Genomic DNA, 17309 nt, shown 5'->3' with positions numbered 1-17309 from the left:
CAGGCCGGATCGGTTCCGCGCCGATGCGAGGAAGGCGCGCATCGCGTCGGCGAGGCCCGTGGTCCCGGCCGTCGGCGCCATCGTCCCGCCGCTCATCCCACCCATGCCGCCCATGGAGACCGGCGTCGTGCCCATCATCCCGTCCATCACGCCGTCCGACGCGTCCGCCGCCATCGCGGTCGCCATCCCCGCGGACGAGGTCATCCCGAGCGCCATCGCCTCCTGGGACATGGCGGCGAGCGCCATCCCGTAGTCGCGCTCGTCCTGCGTCGCGCCGGCGCCCGCGCCCGCGGCGGTCGGATCCATGGGCGCGACGCGGAGCACGTCGCCGGCCTGGAAGTACGCGCCCACCACCGCGTTCGCGGCCGCGACGTTCGCCTCGGTCATCCCGCCGGGCATGGCGGCCGCCCGGGCGCGCGCCATGGTGGTGAGCGGCGTGACCTGGATGCCGGCCGTGGCGGCATCGGCGGCGACGGACGGGATCGCGCAGGCGAGCGCGTCGCCGGCCCCGGGCGCCATCGACGCGCCGGTGGCCTCGTCCACGTAGCTGCCGCCGGTCGCGAGCAGCATCACCGGCCCGGCGTGGTGGCCGATGGCGACCGTGAAGCGCCCCGCCGCGTCGGTGGTCGCCTCGCCGACCTGCGCGCCCTGCGTCCCCCCGCTCAGCGCGTACGCGCGGACCTTCGCGCCCGCCACCGGCCCGAGCACCACGGCGCCGCTGATGGTCCCCGCCGCCCCGGCGCCGGGCGTGGAGCCGCCGCCGCCACCTCCGCAGGCGGCGAGCAGGAGGGAGGCGATCAGGGGCGCGGTCGCTGCCGGAGCGGAGATCTTCATGGAGCTCCTCTCGCCCGGCGGGTAGGGAGGCCGGGCTCGCGGGAGGGGTGCGCGATCCCGCGCACCCGCCACGAGCAGGGGAACGCACGCCGTCACGCCGAATTCCGCGCCGCCGTGGGGTCACGCGATGGTGGTGGCTCGGCCGCGCCGCCCCCGGCGCGCGCGACGCGCCCACGGCGCCCGCCCGGCCGCCGCGCGGCCCCGGACCCCGCGCGGATCCGGGGCGCGCGACGGCGGCCCGCTACCGCCAGCCGGTCACGTCGAGGATGACGCCGTGGCCGGTGACGTTGTGCTGCACGCTCACGTAGAAGTGGGTGCCGCTCGCGTCGAAGAACCCGCCCGTCCACTCCGCGTTCAGGTCGTTCAGCGTCGCGATGCGGATGCAGCCGTCCGACTGATCGTCCGGATCCGTCCCGTCCTCCAGGCACGCCCACAGGTCGTTGTTCCGGCCGGCCTCGGGCCCGTCGCCGTCCTCGTGGATGATCCAGCTCCCGCGACCCGGCTGCCAGGCGAGGTTGTCCATCATGGCGAGCTCGGGGTTGCCGGGGACGAGGAGCTGCACCTCGGGGACGGCGGTGCCCGCCGCGGCCTCGCCCAGGGTGCCGTCGCTCACGCAGAGGGTCTCGCCCCAGCTCCAGTCGTCCGCCTCGTTCCCGGTGTTGTTCGCGCAGAACCGGACGCGCCCCGCGGCCAGCGCCGCGCCGTCGAGGTCGATGTCCTCGGGGCGGTAGTAGCCCGTGAGCTTCAGCGCGGCGGCGGCGGCGCGGAGGTTGCCGACGTCGGCGGCGGCGACCGGGATCCAGCTGCCGAGGCCCGTGTTCGTCCCCTGCCCGTGGTCGGTCCCACCGCTGCGACGCCCGAGGCGCAGCCCGTAGACCGCGCCCGCGGCGAGCGGCGACCGGTCGAGGCTCCGGATCGCCGGGCCGCCCGTCCACGGCACGGCGGGCACGAACTTGAAGTACGCCCCGCCCGCGGTGCCGCGGGAGGGACGGTTCTCGTCGCCGTAGTACATGACGCCGTTCGGGAGCAGGCCGATGCCCTCCCAGGAGAGCCGGCCCACCGCGGGCCGCGCCGCGACGAGGCCCGCGCCCGGGCCGGAGACGGTGCGGGCGGCGTGGTCGTAGGTGGCGCCGGTGACGGCGAGCGGGTCGAGCACCTCGATGAGCGAGCCGTCGGCGCCGGACTCCTCCCCCGCGATGATCGTGCCCCAGGGCGTCCGCCGCACCGGATCGCAGGAGATGGTGCCTGCGAGGATCGTCTCGACCGCGCCGTCGGACAGGCGGATGCGCTGGAGCCCGGGCTGCGCGGCGCCCTGCTCGTTGCAGGCGATGAGGTGCGTCGGGCGCTCGTCGGAGGGCCACAGCGCCATCATGTCGATGTTGGCGCCGAGGCCCGGGGCGGCCGAGACGACGCGCGCCTGGAGGCTGCGCGCCAGCGTGACGAGCGCGCGCGGGTCCGCCTCGGCAACCTGCGGCGCGAGGCTCAGCGTGGACGAGGCCGGGATCGGTCCGGTGACGCCGAACAGCTCCGGCGCGCGGGCCTGCAGGGCCTGGTCGCGGAACGTCCCGAAGTCGGGGCCCGGCGAGGCGGTGAGCGCCACGGCCGAGGCGGCGGCGAGTGCGGCGAGTGCGTGCATGCGTCGATTCTCCGTGCGGCGTCGGGGCCGCTGCGCCGCGGCCCCTGCCGCCGCGCGAGCCGATCCTGCTCGCGGCGCCCGCGACGGTTCCGCGACACCTGCGTCAAGAGACGGCGTCGGCGAGCGGCGGGCGCTCGTCGAGCGCGGCGACCTCGCCACCGGCCGCGGCCGGCATGCAGCCCGCCTCCACCGCGTCGATGCGCGTCCCGGGCGATCGGGGGGGGCCGCGCCGCGCGACGACGCGCCGACGCGGCGGCCGGGCTCAGGGCGACGCCGGCGCCAGCACGCGGACGGGGAGCACCATCGCGTTCAGGCCTCCGAGCTGGAGGCGGCGCTGGAGCTGGTAGGCCGTCTCGTTGTGCAGCAGCCGCTGGAACCAGCGCTCCTGCTGGAACACGAGCTTGCCCGCGAACACGACGCTCCGCGGGTACTCGCGGGCGAGCTCGAGGCACAGCTTCTCCGCCACGCTGACCGCCTCGGTGCCGATCTCCATCCGGAAGTCCGCCGCGAGCTTCAGGCGGTGCGCGAGCGCGACGTACTGCTCGAGCGCGGACTGCGTCCGGAGCCGGACCCGGTCCACCTCCTCGATCCCCTTCATGGAGGCGGCGTCGATGACGCCGACCGACACGAACACGAAGTTCCGGAAGTGCCCCGGGAACGTCCGCTGGATGGTGAGGAGCGCGTGCACGCCCAGGCCGCCGTAGCCGCCGACCAGCAGCACGGCCGTCGGGCCCTTCGGATCCAGGACGGGGTGCGGGCCGGGCGGGTGCGGCGGCAGCACCTCGAGGATGTCGTCGAGCCGCCTGAGGTTCGCCTGCACGCTGCGGTAGTGGCGACGGATGGCGAGGCACAGGCCCACCACCAGGCTGGTGACGAGGATGGTGATCCAGCCCCCCTGCGCGCCCTTCTCGTAGACGGTCCCCACCAGGATGGCGAGGCAGAGCACGAACGCGACCCCGTGGATCGCGAGGCCCCGGCGTCGCCCGCTCGCGCGGGTCCGCCGCCAGTAGCGGAGCATCGCGAGCTGCGAGAGCGAGAACGTCACGAACACGTTGATCGAGTACATCGTGACGAGGTGCAGGATGTCGCCGCGCGTCCAGAGCAGGGTCGCGAGGGAGGCGCCGCCCATGAGCAGGACGCCGTCCTGGATCGTGAGGCGGTCCGAGAGCTGGCCGAAGCGGTGCGGCAGCCACGAGTCGTGGGCCATGTTGGCCATGACCCGCGGCCCGTCGATGAACCCGGCCTGCGCGGCGACCACGAGCAGCGCGGCCTCGGCGAGCAGCGCCACGACCACGAACCCCCGGCCGACCGGCACGCCGGCCAGGCTCCACCCTCCCGCGAAGCGATCGAGCAGCACCGCGTTCATCGTCTTGCCCTCCTCGGGCGCGACGCGGAACAGGAGGTAGCAGACCAGGATGCCGGCGGCGGTGAAGGCGAGCGAGACCGCCATGTACGCCATGGTCCGCTTCGCGGTGTGCACCTTCGGCTCGCGCATGATCTGGATGCCGTTGGAGACCGCCTCGATGCCGGTGTACGTCCCGGCGCCCATGGAGTAGGCGCGGACGAAGATGGCGAGGAGCCCGAGTCCGCCGAGCTCGGCCAGGCCCGCGCGGAACCCGTGGCCCACCTCCCCGGCCACGCGCGGCACGTCCGGGAGGTGCGCGCCGACGCCGCCCACGATCAGGACGAGGTGCGTGACGAGGAAGAGGCCGAAGATGGGCGCGAGGATCGTGACGGACTCCTTCACGCCGCGCAGGTTGAGCACGACGAGGAGGCCGATCGCGAGCGCCTCGACGGGCAGCTTCCACGCCTCGAGCCCCCGCGGGAGGAAGCTGAAGATGGCGTCGCCGCAGGAGGCCACCGACACGGAGATGGTGAGGACGTAGTCGACCAGCAGCGAGGAGCCGGAGACGACGCCCACGCGCGGCCCGAGCAGCTCCGTCGCGACGACGTACCCGCCGCCGCCGAACGGGAAGCGCTCGATGATCTTCGAGTACGCGACCGCGATGACGAGCACGGTCGTCGCGGTGGCGAGCGCGAGCGCGACCGCGAGGTAGCGGTGGTCACCCAGCGCGCGGAACGCCTCGTCGGGACCGTAGGCGGACGACGACAGCCCGTCGGCGCCGAGGCCCACCCAGGCGAGCATCGCGACGAGCGAGATGGAGTGGTGGGTGCGCGGATCCTGGACGTCCCTCGGCGCGCCGACGACGAGCCTCCGGAGCCTGGCGAACCTTCGAGACGCCGTCCCGGCAGGCGCCGCCTGCTCGCGGCCCCCTGCGCGATGGGTGCGATCGGGTGTTCCGGCGGCCATGCCCGGAGCTTGCCGGCGCGCACCTCAACGAGGGGTCAAGACGTGGCCGGAAGGCATCAACCCGGCATCAAGGCCGCTCGAGGGCCGCTGCGCCGCACCCCCATGCCATGCCGTTGACGGCGGCTTGACGAGGCAGCCCGCCACCTTGACCCCGCCCTGACGGCCGTTCGCCTACCCTCGCGGACGAAAGGAGAGACGTCGTGGTCATCGTCCCACCCCACCTCCGCGTGGTCGCCGCCCCCGGTCCCGCGCGCACCGCGAGCCGCCCCGCCGCGGGCGACGGGTCGCTGGAGGACGTCGCCGTCGTCGCGACCCTCTTCGCGATCGCCCTCCTCCCGATCGCGGGCGCGCTCGCTCACCTCGGGACCTGGACGCAGGGAGAGCTGGGGCTCTCCGCGGCAGGGACGCTGTTCTCCGGGAGGGAGCTGTGGGCCTCGGCCTTCGCGGCGCGCCGCGCCAGGAGGCGGACGTGATCGACCTGCTGACCGTCGGGCTCACGCTGGCGTTCTTCGCCGCGACGTTCGGGCTGGTCGCGCTCCTCGACCGGCTGTGAGGCCACCATGACCGCGCTCACCCTCGCCGCCGCCGCCGTGACGGTCGCCCTGCTCGGCTACCTCGGCTTCGCGCTCCTGTTCCCGGAGCGGCTGTCGTGACCGCCGCCGCGCCGATCGAGCTCGCCGCCTACTTCGGCCTGCTCACCGCCGCCGCCGTCCCGCTCGGCGCGTACGTGGCGCGGGTGCTCTCCACCGACGGTCCGGCGAGCGTCGGCCCCCTCGCCCGGCTGGAGCGCGGGCTCTACCGGCTCGCCGGCGTGGACCCCGCCGAGCAGATGACCTGGCGCCGCTATGCGGGCGCCGCGCTGATCTTCAACGCCGCGGGCCTGCTCGCGGTCCACGCCCTGGAGCGGCTCCAGGCGAGGCTCCCGGGGAACCCCGCCGGCCTTCCGGCGGTGGCGCCGCTCGTGGCCTGGAACACCGCGGTCAGCTTCGCCACCAACACCAACTGGCAGGCCTACGGCGGCGAGGCGACCATGAGCCACCTCGTCCAGATGGCCGCGCTGACGGTCCAGAACTTCCTCTCGGCGGCCACCGGCATCGCCGTGCTCGCGGCGCTCGCGCGCGGGATCGTCGCCCGCTCGACCGGCGGCCTCGGGAGCTTCTGGGTGGACGTCACCCGGATCACCCTGCGGCTCCTGCTCCCGCTCGCCGCAGCCCTCGCGCTGGCCCTGGTCTGGCAGGGCGTGCCGCAGACGTTCTCGGCCGAGGCGCGCTGGCCGGTCCTGTCCCCGGGGGCGACCGGTGAGCGCGTCTCCGAGCAGGTGCTCCCGCTCGGCCCGGTGGCGTCGCAGGTCGCCATCAAGCAGCTCGGCACCAACGGCGGCGGCTACTACGGCGCGAACTCGGCGCATCCGTACGAGAACCCCACGCCCCTCACCGACCTGCTCGAGTCGCTCGCGATCCTCCTCGTCCCGGCAGCCCTGTGCTTCACCTTCGGGGCGCTGGTGCAGGACCGGCGCCAGGGCTGGACGATCTATGCCGCGATGCTCGCGATCCTCGCGCCCCTCACCGTCGCGACGGTCGCGGCGGAGCAGCGCGGAAACCCGGCGCTGGCGGCGCTCGGGGTCGATGCCTCCGTCACCGCGCTCCAGCCCGGCGGCAACATGGAGGGGAAGGAGGCGCGGATCGGGCCCGTCGGCGCCGGGATCTGGGCGGCGGCCACCACGGCGGCGTCGAACGGCTCGGTGAACGCCGCGCACGACAGCTTCACGCCGCTCGGTGGGCTCTGGCCGATGTTGCTGATGCAGCTCGGCGAGGTCGTGTTCGGAGGGGTGGGCTCCGGGCTGTGCGGGATGCTGCTCTTCGCGATCGTGGCGGTCTTCGTCGCAGGGCTCATGGTCGGCCGGACGCCGGAGTACCTGGGCAAGAAGATCGAGGCCTTCGACGTGAAGATGGCGTGCCTCGCCATCCTCGCGCCGTCCGCCATGGTGCTTTTCGGCACCGCCGCCGCCTGCCTGATCCCGGCGGCGTACGGCACGGTCGGGAACCCTGGACCGCACGGGTTCTCCGAGATGCTGTACGCGCTCTCGTCGACCGCGAACAACAACGGCTCCGCCTTCGGAGGGCTCGGCGTGACCGGTCCATGGTGGACGCTCCTCACCGGGCTCGCGATGCTCGTCGGACGGTACTGGGTGATGCTGCCGGTCCTCGCGCTCGCCGGGTCCCTCGCGCGAAAGTCGCGGGTCCCCGCCGGACCCGGGACGCTGCCGACGCACGGCCCGCTCTTCGCCGGCCTGCTCGTCGCGACCGTGCTCCTCGTCGGCGCGCTCACGTTCATCCCGGCGCTCGCCCTCGGCCCCGTCGTCGAGCACCTGCAGCTCCTCGCGAGGTAGGCCATGGACGCCGCCGCCAGCAGGAAGCCCTCCACCGCCCCCGCGCCGCTCGCCACGCCGGCCATCCTGCGCGGCGCCGCGCTCGACGCCGTCCGGAAGCTCCACCCGCTGCGGATGCTCCGCAACCCGGTCATGTTCACCGTGGAGGTCGGGAGCGCCTTCACGCTCGCGCTGTTCCTGCACGCGCTCGCGACGGGGCGCGGCGACGGGCGGCCGGCGTTCATCCTCGCGGTCTCGCTCTGGCTGTGGTTCACCGTCCTGTTCGCGAACTTCGCGGAGGCGCTGGCGGAGGGCCGCGGGAAGGCGCAGGCCGACGCACTCCGGCGGACGCGCCGAGACGTCGTCGCGATCCGCCTCTCGGCCCCGTCCCGCGAGGCCGCGCGCGCGGAGGTCGCGGCCGCGCTCCTTCGCAGGGGCGACCTCGTGCTCGTGGAGGCCGGGGCGATCGTCCCCGCGGACGGCGACGTCGTCGAGGGGGTCGCGTCGGTGGACGAGAGCGCCATCACGGGCGAGAGCGCGCCGGTGATCCGCGAGTGCGGCGGCGACCGGAGCGCGGTCACCGGCGGGACGCGCGTCCTCTCCGACTGGATCGTCGTCCGCGTGTCGGCGGAGGCCGGCTCGTCGTTCCTGGACCGCATGATCTCGATGGTCGAGGGCGCGAAGCGCCAGAAGACGCCCAACGAGATCGCGCTCGACATCCTCCTCGCCGCGCTCACCATCGTGTTCCTGCTCGCGACGGCGACGCTCCTGCCCTTCTCCATCCATGCGGTCCGGGCATCGGGCCAGGGCGCTCCGGTCGGGCTCACGGTGCTGGTAGCGCTCCTGGTGTGCCTCGCCCCCACCACGATCGGCGGGCTGCTCTCGGCCATCGGGATCGCCGGGATGGACCGGATGATCCGGGCGAACGTGATCGCGACCTCCGGCCGTGCCGTCGAGGCCGCCGGCGACGTCGACGTCCTCCTGCTCGACAAGACCGGCACCATCACGCTCGGCGACCGGCAGGCCGCCGCGTTCCTGCCCGCCCACGGTGTCTCCGAGCGCGAGCTGGCGGAGGCCGCCCAGCTCGCCTCCGTCGCCGACGAGACGCCCGAGGGCCGGAGCATCGTCGTGCTCGCGAAGGAGCGGCACGGCCTCCGCGGCCGTCCGCTCGAGCCCGGGGCCTCGTTCCTGGGGTTCTCGGCACAGACGCGGATGAGCGGCGTGGACGTGGGGGAGCGGGCGCTGCGCAAGGGCGCGGTCGACGCGGTCGCCCGGTTCGTGGCGAGCCGCGGCGCGGCCCTCCCGGAGGAGGTCCAGGCGATCGCCGACGGCGTGGCGCGCCGCGGCGCCACCCCGCTCGCCGTCGTGGACGGGCCGCGCGCCCTCGGGGTGATCGAGCTGAAGGACATGGTGAAGGGCGGGATCCGGGAGAGGTTCTCGCAGCTGCGGCGGATGGGCATCCGGACGGTGATGATCACCGGTGACAACCCGCTCACGGCCGCGTCGATCGCCGCCGAGGCCGGCGTCGACGAGTTCCTGGCCGAGGCCACCCCGGAGCGGAAGCTCGCGCACATCCGGGAGTGGCAGGCGAGGGGTCACCTGGTGGCGATGACCGGCGACGGCACCAACGACGCGCCCGCGCTGGCCCAGGCCGACGTCGCGGTGGCGATGAACACCGGCACGCAGGCCGCCAAGGAGGCCGGCAACATGGTGGACCTCGACTCCAACCCCACCAAGCTCATCCAGATCGTGGAGATCGGCAAGCAGCTGCTCATGACGCGCGGGGCGCTCACCACGTTCAGCCTGGCGAACGACGTGGCCAAGTACTTCGCCATCGTCCCGGCCGCGTTCGCGCTCACCTACCCCGAGCTCGGCGCGCTGGACGTGATGGGCCTCCGCTCGCCGGAGAGCGCGATCCTCTCGGCCGTCATCTTCAACGCGCTGATCATCATCGCCCTCGTCCCGCTGGCGCTCCGGGGGATCGCGTTCCGGCCGGCGCCGGCGAGCGTGACGCTCCGGCGCCATGTCCTGCTGTACGGCGCGGGCGGGCTCGCGGTCCCCTTCGCCGGGATCAAGCTGGTGGACCTCGTGCTCGGCGCCCTGCACCTGATCTGAGGGAGCTCCCGTGATCCGCCCCGCGCTCGTCCTGCTCGCCGCCTTCACGCTCCTGACCGGCCTGGCCTACCCGGCGCTCCTCACCGCCACCGCGCAGCTCGCCTTCCCGGCCCAGGCGAACGGGAGCGTCCTCGCGCGCGACGGCGCCCCGGTCGGCTCCGCGCTGGTGGGGCAGCCGCTCTCCGACGCGCGCTACTTCTGGGGACGCCCGTCCGCGACCGCGCCGGGCCCGTACGACGGCCGCGCCTCGGGGGCGTCCAACCTCGGCCCCTCGAATCCGGCGCTCGTGGCGGCGGTGCGCGATCGGATCGCCGTGCTCCGGGCCTCGGACCCGGGCAACCCCGCCCCCGTCCCCGTCGACCTGGTGACGGCGTCCGCGAGCGGCCTCGACCCGCACCTCTCGCCGGCCGCTGCGCTGTACCAGGTCCGGCGCGTCGCGAAGGCGCGCGGCATGCCCGCCGCCGAGGTGCGAGCCCTCGTCGAGCGGCACGTCGAGCCGCCGCTCCTGGGCATCTTCGGCGCGCCCAGGGTGAACGTCCTCGCGCTCGACCTCGCGCTTGACGATCTCTGCGGGCGGGGCATTGATGCCGGGAGGACGGGGGCGCGGAGGCCCCATCCGTGACACCTTCGACGGACCGCCCGGACCCGGACGCGCTGCTCGCGCGGGTTCGCGCCGAGGAGGCCAGGGAGCAGGGCGCCCGGTTCAAGGTGTTCTTCGGGTTCGCGCCGGGCGTGGGGAAGACCTACCGGATGCTCCAGGTCGCGCGCGACCTGGTGGCTGAGGGCGTCGACGTCGCGGTCGGCGCGGTCGAGACACACGGTCGCTACGACACCGCGGGCCTCTTGCTCGGCCTGGAGGTCCTGCCCCGGCGCGCCCTCCCGCACCACGGGCGCGTGCTGGACGAGTTCGACCTGGACGCCGCGCTGGCGCGCCGGCCGCGGATCCTGCTGCTCGACGAGCTCGCGCACACCAACGCCCCGGGCTCGCGCCACGCCAAGCGCTGGCAGGACGTGCTCGAGCTGCTCGGCGCCGGGATCGAGGTCTACACGACGCTGAACGTGCAGCACGTGGAGAGCCTCAACGACGTCGTCGCGCAGATCACCCACGTGCAGGTCCGGGAGACGGTCCCGGACTCCGTCCTGGACCGCGCGGACGAGATCGAGCTCGTGGACGTCGCGCCCGAGGAGCTGCTGGAGCGCCTGCGCGAGGGCAAGGTCTACATCCCGGAGCAGGCCGCGCTCGCGCGCGAGCACTTCTTCAAGCGCGGCAACCTGCTCGCGCTCCGCGAGCTGGCGCTCCGCCGGATGGCGGAGAGGGTGGACGAGGACGTGCTCGCGTTCCGCGAGGCGCACGGCGTCCAGCGCGCCTGGGCGACCGCCGAGCGGGTCCTGGTCTGCGTCGGCCCCGCGCCCGACTCCGCGCGGCTGGTCCGCGCGGGCCGCCGGATCGCCGCAGGGCTCCGGGCCCCCTGGTTCGCGGCGGCGGTGGAGGCCACCGGCCGGCCGCCGCTCCCGGAGGTGGACCGCGATCGGCTGGAGGCCCACCTCCGCCTGGCGGAGTCCCTAGGGGCGGAGGTGGTGCGCCTGTCCGGCGTCCACGTCCCCGACGGCATCCTGGAGTTCGCGCGGCGGAAGAACGTCACGCGCATCGTCCTCGGGAAGCCCCGCCACCCGCGCTGGCGCGACCGGCTGCGCGGCTCGCTGGTGGACGAGATCATCCGCGGCAGCGGCGAGATCGAGGTCCACGTCCTCTCCGGCCCCGAGGACGACGCACCGGTGCGCGCCGCGCCCGCGCGGCCCGGCGGCGAGACGCCCGCCCGCGAGTACCTGCGCGCGGCGGCCGTGATGGGCGTCACCACCGCGGTGGCGGCGGCGGCGCGCGCGCTGCTCCACGTGCCCGACGTGGAGATGCTGTTCCTGCTGGGCGTGATGGTGGTCGCGCTGACCAGCGGCCGCCGGGCCTCCATCCTCGCCGCGGCGCTCGCGGTCGCCTGCTACGACTTCTTCTTCGTCCCACCCTCGTTCACCCTCGACGTCACCGACGCCCGGTACGTCCTGACCTTCGCGATGATGCTGGGCGTCGGCATCGTCATCGGGACGCTCACCCTGCGCCTCCGCGAGCAGCAGCGGGCGGCGGTCGCCCGGGAGCGGCGCACGGCGGCGGTGTACGCGCTCGGCAAGGAGCTGGCCGCGGCCATGGACGCGACCGGCGTCGGCACCGCGTGCGTCCGCGCGGTGGCCGAGGCGTTCGAGTGCGCGGCGCTGTTTCTCCTGGCCCGGGACCGGGACACGCTCGAGCCGGTGGCCTCCGCGCCCCCCGGCCAGTCGCTCGGGACCGGCGAGCTCGCCGTCGCGCGCTGGGTGCACGAGCACGGGCGTCCCGCGGGGCGCGGCACCGACACGCTGCCGGGCGAGCCCGTGACCTGCCTCCCGCTCCGGACGTTCGGAGACGTGCTCGCCGTGATCGCCCTCCGGCCCCCGCGCGAGCGGGGCTTCACCGGGGAGCAGCGGGAGCTCGTGGAGTCGCTGGGGCGGCACGCGGCCGTCGCGCTCGATCGCGTGCGCCTCGCCGACGAGGCGCGACGGGCTGCGCTCCGGGTGAGGACCGAGGAGCTCCGGAGCGGGCTCCTCTCCTCCGTCTCGCACGATCTCCGCACGCCGCTGGCCGCCATCACCGGCGCCGGCACGCTCCTCCTCGACGAAGGCGTGGACGACCCGATCATCCGGAGGGAGCTGATGACCACCATGGTGGAGGAGGCGGAGCGGCTGGAGCGCCTCGTCTCGAACCTCCTCGACATGACGCGGCTCGACGCGGGGGTGGTCGAGCCGAAGCGGGAGTGGGTCCCGCTCGTCGAGGTGGTCGGCTCCGCCATGAACCGCCTCGAGCGGCCGCTCGCGGGGCGCCCGATCGACGTCATCATCCCCGACGACGTCCCGCTGCTCTCGATCGACCCGATCCTGATCCAGCAGCTGTTCGTCAACCTGCTCGAGAACGCGACCAAGTACACGCCCCCGGGGACGGGGATCGCGCTCCGCGCCGGGCGCGAGGGCGGGACGCTGGTGATCGAGGTCGCCGACCGCGGCCCGGGCATCCCCGCCGGCGAGGAGGAGCGCATCTTCGAGCGGTTCCAGCGGGCCGCCCGCCCCGGCGTTCGAGGGGTCGGGCTGGGCCTCCCGGTCGCACGCGCCATCGCCCAGGCGCACGGCGGACGCCTCACCGCCGCCAACCGGCCGGGCGGCGGGGCGGTGTTCCGGCTCACCTTGCCCGTCTTGACGCCGCCCCCCGCGCCGCCGGAGCCCGGCGGCGAGCAGCCGCCGGTGCGCGGGGGGGTGGCGTGACCGGCGGCGGCCCGCTCGTGCTCGTCGTCGAGGACGAGGCGCCGGTGCGCCGCTTCCTGCGCGCCGCGCTGGCCGCGCACGGCTACCGCATCGAGGAGGCCGGGACGGTCGCCGAGGCGGAGCAGCTCGCGCCCGGCCACAACCCGGACGTCTTCCTCCTCGACCTCGGGCTGCCGGACGGCGACGGGATCGACCTCGCGCGGCGGCTCCGCGAGTGGACGCGCGCGCCGATCATCGTGCTGTCGGCGCGCGGCCGCGAGGAGGACAAGGTGGCCGCCCTCGACGCGGGCGCCGACGACTACCTGACGAAGCCGTTCGGGGTGAACGAGCTCCTGGCGCGCCTCCGCGTGGCGCTCCGGCACGCGCAGGCGCCGCCGGAGGGACCGCCGGTGGTCGAGGTCGGGCCGCTCCGCATCGACCTCGCCCGCCGCGAGATCACGCGCGGCGGCGCCGAGGTGCGGCTCACGCCCACCGAGTACCGGGTGCTCGCGATGCTCGCGCGCAACGCCGGCAAGGTGCTGACCCACCGCCAGATCCTGCGCGAGGTGTGGGGGCCGAACGCGACCGAGGCGCACTACGTCCGCGTCCAGGTCGCCGAGCTGCGCAAGAAGCTCGAGGACGAGCCGGCGCGGCCGCGGCTGCTGGTGACCGAGCCCGGCGTCGGGTACCGCCTGCGCGACCGCGTCGACTGACGGGCGCGAGGCCCGCTCACCCGCCCCACAGGCCCCAGCGGCCGGCGCCCAGCACCGCGGCCGCGAGGACGGCGTTCGCGACCGCGTGCGCCAGCACCGCGTCGCCGAGGCGGCCGCGCCAGCGGCGCACGCCCGCGAAGGCCAGGCCGGCGGCGGCGCCGAGCAGCCACTCGGAGTGGATCGCGCCGAACGCCAGCGACGAGCCGAGCGCGGCCGGCCAGCTCCAGGCGCGCGGCGGCACCTCGCGGAAGCCCGGCGCCACCAGCCACGGCAGGAGGAAGCCGCGGAACGCGAGCTCCTCCACGACCGGCACCAGCAGGCACGAGCCGGCGAGCCGCACCGAGATCCACGCTGCCCGCTCCGCCGGGCCCATCCGCGCCAGCCCCTCGGAGACGGCCGTCGCGTCGCCGCCGGCCAGCGCGATCCAGGCCGCGCCCACCGCCACCCCGGCCGCGACCGGGAGCAGCGCCGGGGCGAGCGCCGCCGCCGGGAGCCGGCGCCGGACGGCCAGCAGGACCACGGCGCCCGCGGCGACGCGGAGCCCGTAGAGCCGATCCACGCCGCCCTCGGCCAGCATCGAGGTGACGAGCGCCGCCGCGAGCGTGGCGACGAACGGCGCCGCGTACGCGCCCGCGCCGGGCGGGACGCCCGCGGCCGCGCCGCCCTCCGCGCCGGCGGGGCGGGCCAGCCACCGCGATCGCTCGGCGACGGCGACGCTGCCGAGCGCGATGGCGATGAAGAACGCCCAGCCGAGCTTGGAGTGGAAGCCGCCGAACGCGAGGTCCGGGCGGCCCGCCGCGGCGAGCCGCGTCAGGACGGCGACCCGCAGCACGTTGCCGGCCAGCGCGGCCGCGGCACCGAGCGGCAGGAGCACCAGCGCGCGCTCCCACCGGATGCGCCCGCGCGCGAGCGCGATCCAGACCGCCTGGAACAGGACCACCAGCCCGACGCCGTCCACGCCGGAGCAGATGGGCGCGATCTCGATGCGCAGCCCGCTCGCCCAGATCACGCTGCGGGCGGCGTCCACCTGGATGTTCGCGCCGGCGGCCGACGCCAGCGCGCCGGCCGCGTGCAGGGTCACCGCCGAGAGCACCCCCCACAACCCCTCCGCCGCGGCCGCCGCGCGCCAGGCGAGCAGGCCCACCGAGATCGCCACCAGCGGCGCGAGCCAGCGTCGGGCGAGCGCGGCGAGCAGCCACCGGAGCGGGGCCGCGGAACGGAGCGCGAGCAGGCCCGTGGCCGCCGCGCAGGCGATGAAGCCCGCCATGGCGCCCGGGGACGGCGGCGGCGCGCCCGGGCGCAGCAGCGCCGCGGCCATGGACGCGGTGACCGCGTAGGCACAGGCCTGCAGCGCGAGGACGGGCCAGGGCCGCCACGCCGGGATCGGCGGGAGCGCGACCGCGGGCGCGGCGGCGCGCGACTCGCCGCGGGCGATCAGCCAGCCCGCCGCCGCCGCGCCGAACAGCACCGGCCCCAGCATGCGCAGCGGCCGGACCAGCGCCATCGCCGGGCCGGCCATGGGAAGATCCACGAGCAAGGACAGCCCGAGGTACTCCGCGGCCAGCAGCGCCGCCGGCACCGCCCATCGGAGCCCGGCCCACAGGCGCGCGGTGCGCAGACCGCGGCCGCAGGTCGTTGCGGCGACGCCCGCGCCCGCGCTCATGCGGCGGTGCTCAGCGGCGACGGCGGCGCGCCAGCAGGACGCCGCCGCCGACCACCAGGGCGGAGATGACGCCGGCCGCGGCCGGGTCCAGCTCGGGGACGCTGATGCCGCCCGAGTCGCCTTCGCCCGCGCCGCTGCCGGCACCCCCACCGCCCACGTTCACGCCGCCGACACCGCCCGCGCCCCATCCGCCGCCGGTGCCCTGGGTCCCGCCGTTGCCCTGGCCGACCCCGCTGCCATGGTCGCCGCCGTTGTCGTGGCCGACGCCGTTCTGCTGACCCTGCTCGCCGGCGCGATCTTCCGCGGGCGGCTCGCCCTGGACATCGGCGCCGAGCGGCTCGCGGCCAGCGGGCACGCCGGGCTCGGCGGGCGCCGCACGCTCGGCGCGGTCCGCCACACCGTCAGAGCGGCTCGCACCGTCCGGCCGGAACTTCTCCCGCGCGCTCGCGTCCCCGGACCAGAGCAGCAACGCGGCGATCGCCGACGCTCCCAGCGGAATCAACGAGAGCTGCATGACTGAATCCCCCGAGCGCCTGCCTGAGGCGCTGAATCATCACGAGCAGTGTCGACCTCGCTGCGCGAGCGAACAATCCCGAGCGCGAGCGACAGGGGGTGGGGCTGCGCGCCACGCCGCATCGCCTGCCCAGGACCCACCGTCCGGGTACGTGCGACACCATGACCCCATGCCGGCGCGCCGCCAATGCGGCGCGATCGCACGTGATTGCGCTTCGCCCCGCTCAGTTCCCGCCGGCGAGGCGCGCGGCCTCGGCCGCGTGGGGCGCGCGCGGGCACAGCTTCGCGTAGGCGCCCAGCTTCGTCTTGGCGTCGGCGAGCTTGTTCGCGTCGTGCTCGAGCTTGCCGGCGCCCCAGAGCGCCTCGCAGCTCGCCGGGTCCTTCTCGAGCGCCTTGCGGTACAGGTCGGCCACCACCTCGGCGCGCGCGCCGCGCGCGCGCTCCACGTCCGCCATCTCGACGTAGGCCGCGGCCGCGCCGCCCGCGCCGCCCTGGCCGTACTCGTCGATGGCCTGCGTCAGCTCCACCAGCGCGCCCGGGACGTTGTTGCGGTCGCGGTGGAGCCGCGCCAGCGCCACGCGCGCGTCCGGGAACGGCTTGCCGAGCGCGATGGCCTTCTCGTACTGGCCGCGCGCCAGGTCGGCGTCGCCCGCGGCGCGGTAGGCGTCGCCGAGCAGCAGCGCGAGGCGCGGGCTCTCGCCCACGCGCGCCACGGCCCGCTTCAGCGTCTCCAGGGCGCGCTGCGCGCCGCCCTCCTGCGCGAGCTGCGCCCGCACCAGGTCGGCGTAGAGCGAGACGCGGCGGTCGTCGAGCGACACCGCGCGCTGGAACGCCTCCACCGCCCCGGCGGCGTCGCCGGCGCGCAGCTTGCGCTGCCCGACCAGCCACGGGATCTCCGGGCTGGACGGGTCGAGCTTGGCGGCGGCCTGCTCCTCCGACGCGGCCTCGGCGGCCTTGCCGTGCGCGGCGAGCACGCCGGCGCGGACCGCATGCGCCAGCGCCTGCTGCGGCTTCGACGCGCCGGCCTGCGGCGCGAGGGCCAGCGCCGCGGCGCGCGCCGCCTCGTCGAGCTGGCCGCGGCCGAGGAGCACGAGGGCCTTGCCCAGGATCGACGGGAGGTGCTCCTTCTGGATCCGCAGCGCGTAGTCGTAGTAGCCGGACGCCTGCAGCTCGTAGCCCTCGCCGCGCCGCCGGAACTGCTCGGCCAGGAGCCAGGCGGTCCGGGCGTCGCCGGGGTTCACCTGCTGCGCGCGGGTGAGCGCGTCCCGCGCCGCGTCGAGATCGCCGGCGCGCAGCTGCACCGCGCCGAGCACCGCGAGCAGGAACGGGCTCTGCGAGCCCTCCTCGCCGCCCAGCACCGCGTCGAGCGCCTGCTTCGCGCCGGCCGCGTCGCCCGAGTTCGCGCGCAGGTACGCCTCCGCCGCCACCAGGTGCGAGTGGCGCCCGAGCTTCCGCGCCGCGTCCACGTGGCGCATCGCCTCGTCGCGCACGGCGTCGCCGTCGCCGTGCTCGGCCCAGCGGATCGCGTCCACGTACGCGAGGAACGCGTGGCCCGCGAGCGCGTCGCGGTCGCGCTTCAGGATGTCCTGGAGCTTCGCCGCCGCCTCGCCGTAGGCGGCGTACGCGTCGCGGTCCACCAGCTCGCGCGTCTCGCGGAGCAGCCGGTCGATGGCCTCGATCCGCTCCTTGCGCGCCTTGCTGTAGAGCGCCCAGCCGCCCAGCGCGACCGCCAGAGCGGCGGCGAGCGCCACCGTGGCCACGATGGGCCCCCGGCCGACGCGCTTCGGCTGGCGCGAGTGCGGGATCTGGAAGGTCTGGGTGCCGTACTTCTCCGCGAG

At 75.7% G+C, this 17309-nt stretch carries 12 protein-coding genes and 1 pseudogene; 7 read left to right on the top strand and 6 right to left on the bottom strand.

The features are described from left to right. From PSR1_RS13605 to PSR1_RS13595, 3 genes and pseudogenes are all read right to left on the bottom strand, one after another. Positions 1–834: pseudogene (locus PSR1_RS13605) on the bottom strand (hypothetical protein); the annotation flags it as partial. Between the two features lie 241 nt (positions 835–1075). Continuing rightward, positions 1076–2470, bottom strand: a complete 1395-nt coding sequence (locus PSR1_RS13600) for a hypothetical protein (RefSeq protein ID WP_059438070.1) — start codon at positions 2468–2470, stop codon at positions 1076–1078. Between the two features lie 262 nt (positions 2471–2732). Beyond that, positions 2733–4616: an APC family permease gene (locus PSR1_RS13595; RefSeq protein WP_237757950.1), complete on the bottom strand. Its 1884-nt coding sequence runs from the start codon at positions 4614–4616 to the stop codon at positions 2733–2735. Positions 4617–5208: 592 nt separating this feature from the next. Here PSR1_RS13595 and PSR1_RS24855 point away from each other — a divergent pair. The 7 genes from PSR1_RS24855 to PSR1_RS13565 are packed head-to-tail and all read left to right on the top strand — an operon-like array spanning position 5209 to position 13295. Beyond that, positions 5209–5334 carry a hypothetical protein gene (locus PSR1_RS24855; protein WP_272946362.1) on the top strand — a complete coding sequence of 42 codons (126 nt, stop codon included), beginning with the start codon at positions 5209–5211 and terminating at the stop codon, positions 5332–5334. A gap of 7 nt (positions 5335–5341) precedes the next feature. Then, positions 5342–5434 (top strand): K(+)-transporting ATPase subunit F, encoded by a 93-nt coding sequence (kdpF, locus tag PSR1_RS23490; RefSeq protein WP_082100249.1) that lies wholly within the window; start codon positions 5342–5344, stop codon positions 5432–5434. Beyond that, the gene (gene kdpA, locus PSR1_RS13585) at positions 5431–7170 is read left to right on the top strand and encodes a potassium-transporting ATPase subunit KdpA (RefSeq protein ID WP_059438067.1); all 1740 of its coding nucleotides are present in this window, start codon (positions 5431–5433) and stop codon (positions 7168–7170) included. Before kdpF ends, kdpA begins: the two co-directional genes overlap by 4 nt. A 3-nt stretch (positions 7171–7173) precedes the next feature. Further along, entirely contained in the window at positions 7174–9264 is a 2091-nt protein-coding gene (kdpB, locus tag PSR1_RS13580; RefSeq protein WP_059438066.1) for a potassium-transporting ATPase subunit KdpB, read from the top strand. 10 nt (positions 9265–9274) lie between these two features. Further along, positions 9275–9886 (top strand): potassium-transporting ATPase subunit KdpC, encoded by a 612-nt coding sequence (kdpC, locus tag PSR1_RS13575; RefSeq protein ID WP_059438065.1) that lies wholly within the window; start codon positions 9275–9277, stop codon positions 9884–9886. After that, positions 9883–12603, top strand: a complete 2721-nt coding sequence (locus tag PSR1_RS13570) for a sensor histidine kinase KdpD (RefSeq protein WP_059438064.1) — start codon at positions 9883–9885, stop codon at positions 12601–12603. Before kdpC ends, PSR1_RS13570 begins: the two co-directional genes overlap by 4 nt. Then, positions 12600–13295, top strand: coding sequence for a response regulator (locus tag PSR1_RS13565; RefSeq protein ID WP_059438063.1), 696 nt, complete (start codon positions 12600–12602; stop codon positions 13293–13295). Before PSR1_RS13570 ends, PSR1_RS13565 begins: the two co-directional genes overlap by 4 nt. 16 nt (positions 13296–13311) lie before the next feature. Here PSR1_RS13565 and xrtE read toward each other — a convergent pair whose 3' ends face one another. The 3 genes from xrtE to PSR1_RS13550 form a co-directional block, all read right to left on the bottom strand. Further along, entirely contained in the window at positions 13312–14958 is a 1647-nt protein-coding gene (gene xrtE, locus PSR1_RS13560; protein ID WP_059438062.1) for an exosortase E/protease, VPEID-CTERM system, read from the bottom strand. Positions 14959–14968: 10 nt separating this feature from the next. Further along, positions 14969–15472 carry a hypothetical protein gene (locus tag PSR1_RS13555; RefSeq protein WP_059438061.1) on the bottom strand — a complete coding sequence of 168 codons (504 nt, stop codon included), beginning with the start codon at positions 15470–15472 and terminating at the stop codon, positions 14969–14971. A gap of 223 nt (positions 15473–15695) precedes the next feature. Next, a partial coding sequence (locus tag PSR1_RS13550; protein WP_059438060.1) for a hypothetical protein occupies positions 15696–17309 on the bottom strand: 1614 nt, incomplete at its 5' end.

It is taken from the genome of Anaeromyxobacter sp. PSR-1 (assembly GCF_000964525.1).
GTDB lineage: Bacteria > Myxococcota > Myxococcia > Myxococcales > Anaeromyxobacteraceae > Anaeromyxobacter.
This window is presented reverse-complemented; position numbering and strand designations above follow the sequence as displayed.

Bases quoted from the DNA above. Each gene is read 5' to 3' on its own strand.
- PSR1_RS13600 (WP_059438070.1), bottom strand. From the start codon at position 2,470: ATGCACGCACTCGCCGCACTCGCCGCCGCCTCGGCCGTGGCGCTCACC.
- PSR1_RS13595 (WP_237757950.1), bottom strand. From the start codon at position 4,616: ATGCTCGCCTGGGTGGGCCTCGGCGCCGACGGGCTGTCGTCGTCCGCC.
- kdpF (WP_082100249.1), top strand. From the start codon at position 5,342: ATGACCGCGCTCACCCTCGCCGCCGCCGCCGTGACGGTCGCCCTGCTC.
- kdpB (WP_059438066.1), top strand. From the start codon at position 7,174: ATGGACGCCGCCGCCAGCAGGAAGCCCTCCACCGCCCCCGCGCCGCTC.
- xrtE (WP_059438062.1), bottom strand. From the start codon at position 14,958: ATGAGCGCGGGCGCGGGCGTCGCCGCAACGACCTGCGGCCGCGGTCTG.
- PSR1_RS13555 (WP_059438061.1), bottom strand. From the start codon at position 15,472: ATGCAGCTCTCGTTGATTCCGCTGGGAGCGTCGGCGATCGCCGCGTTG.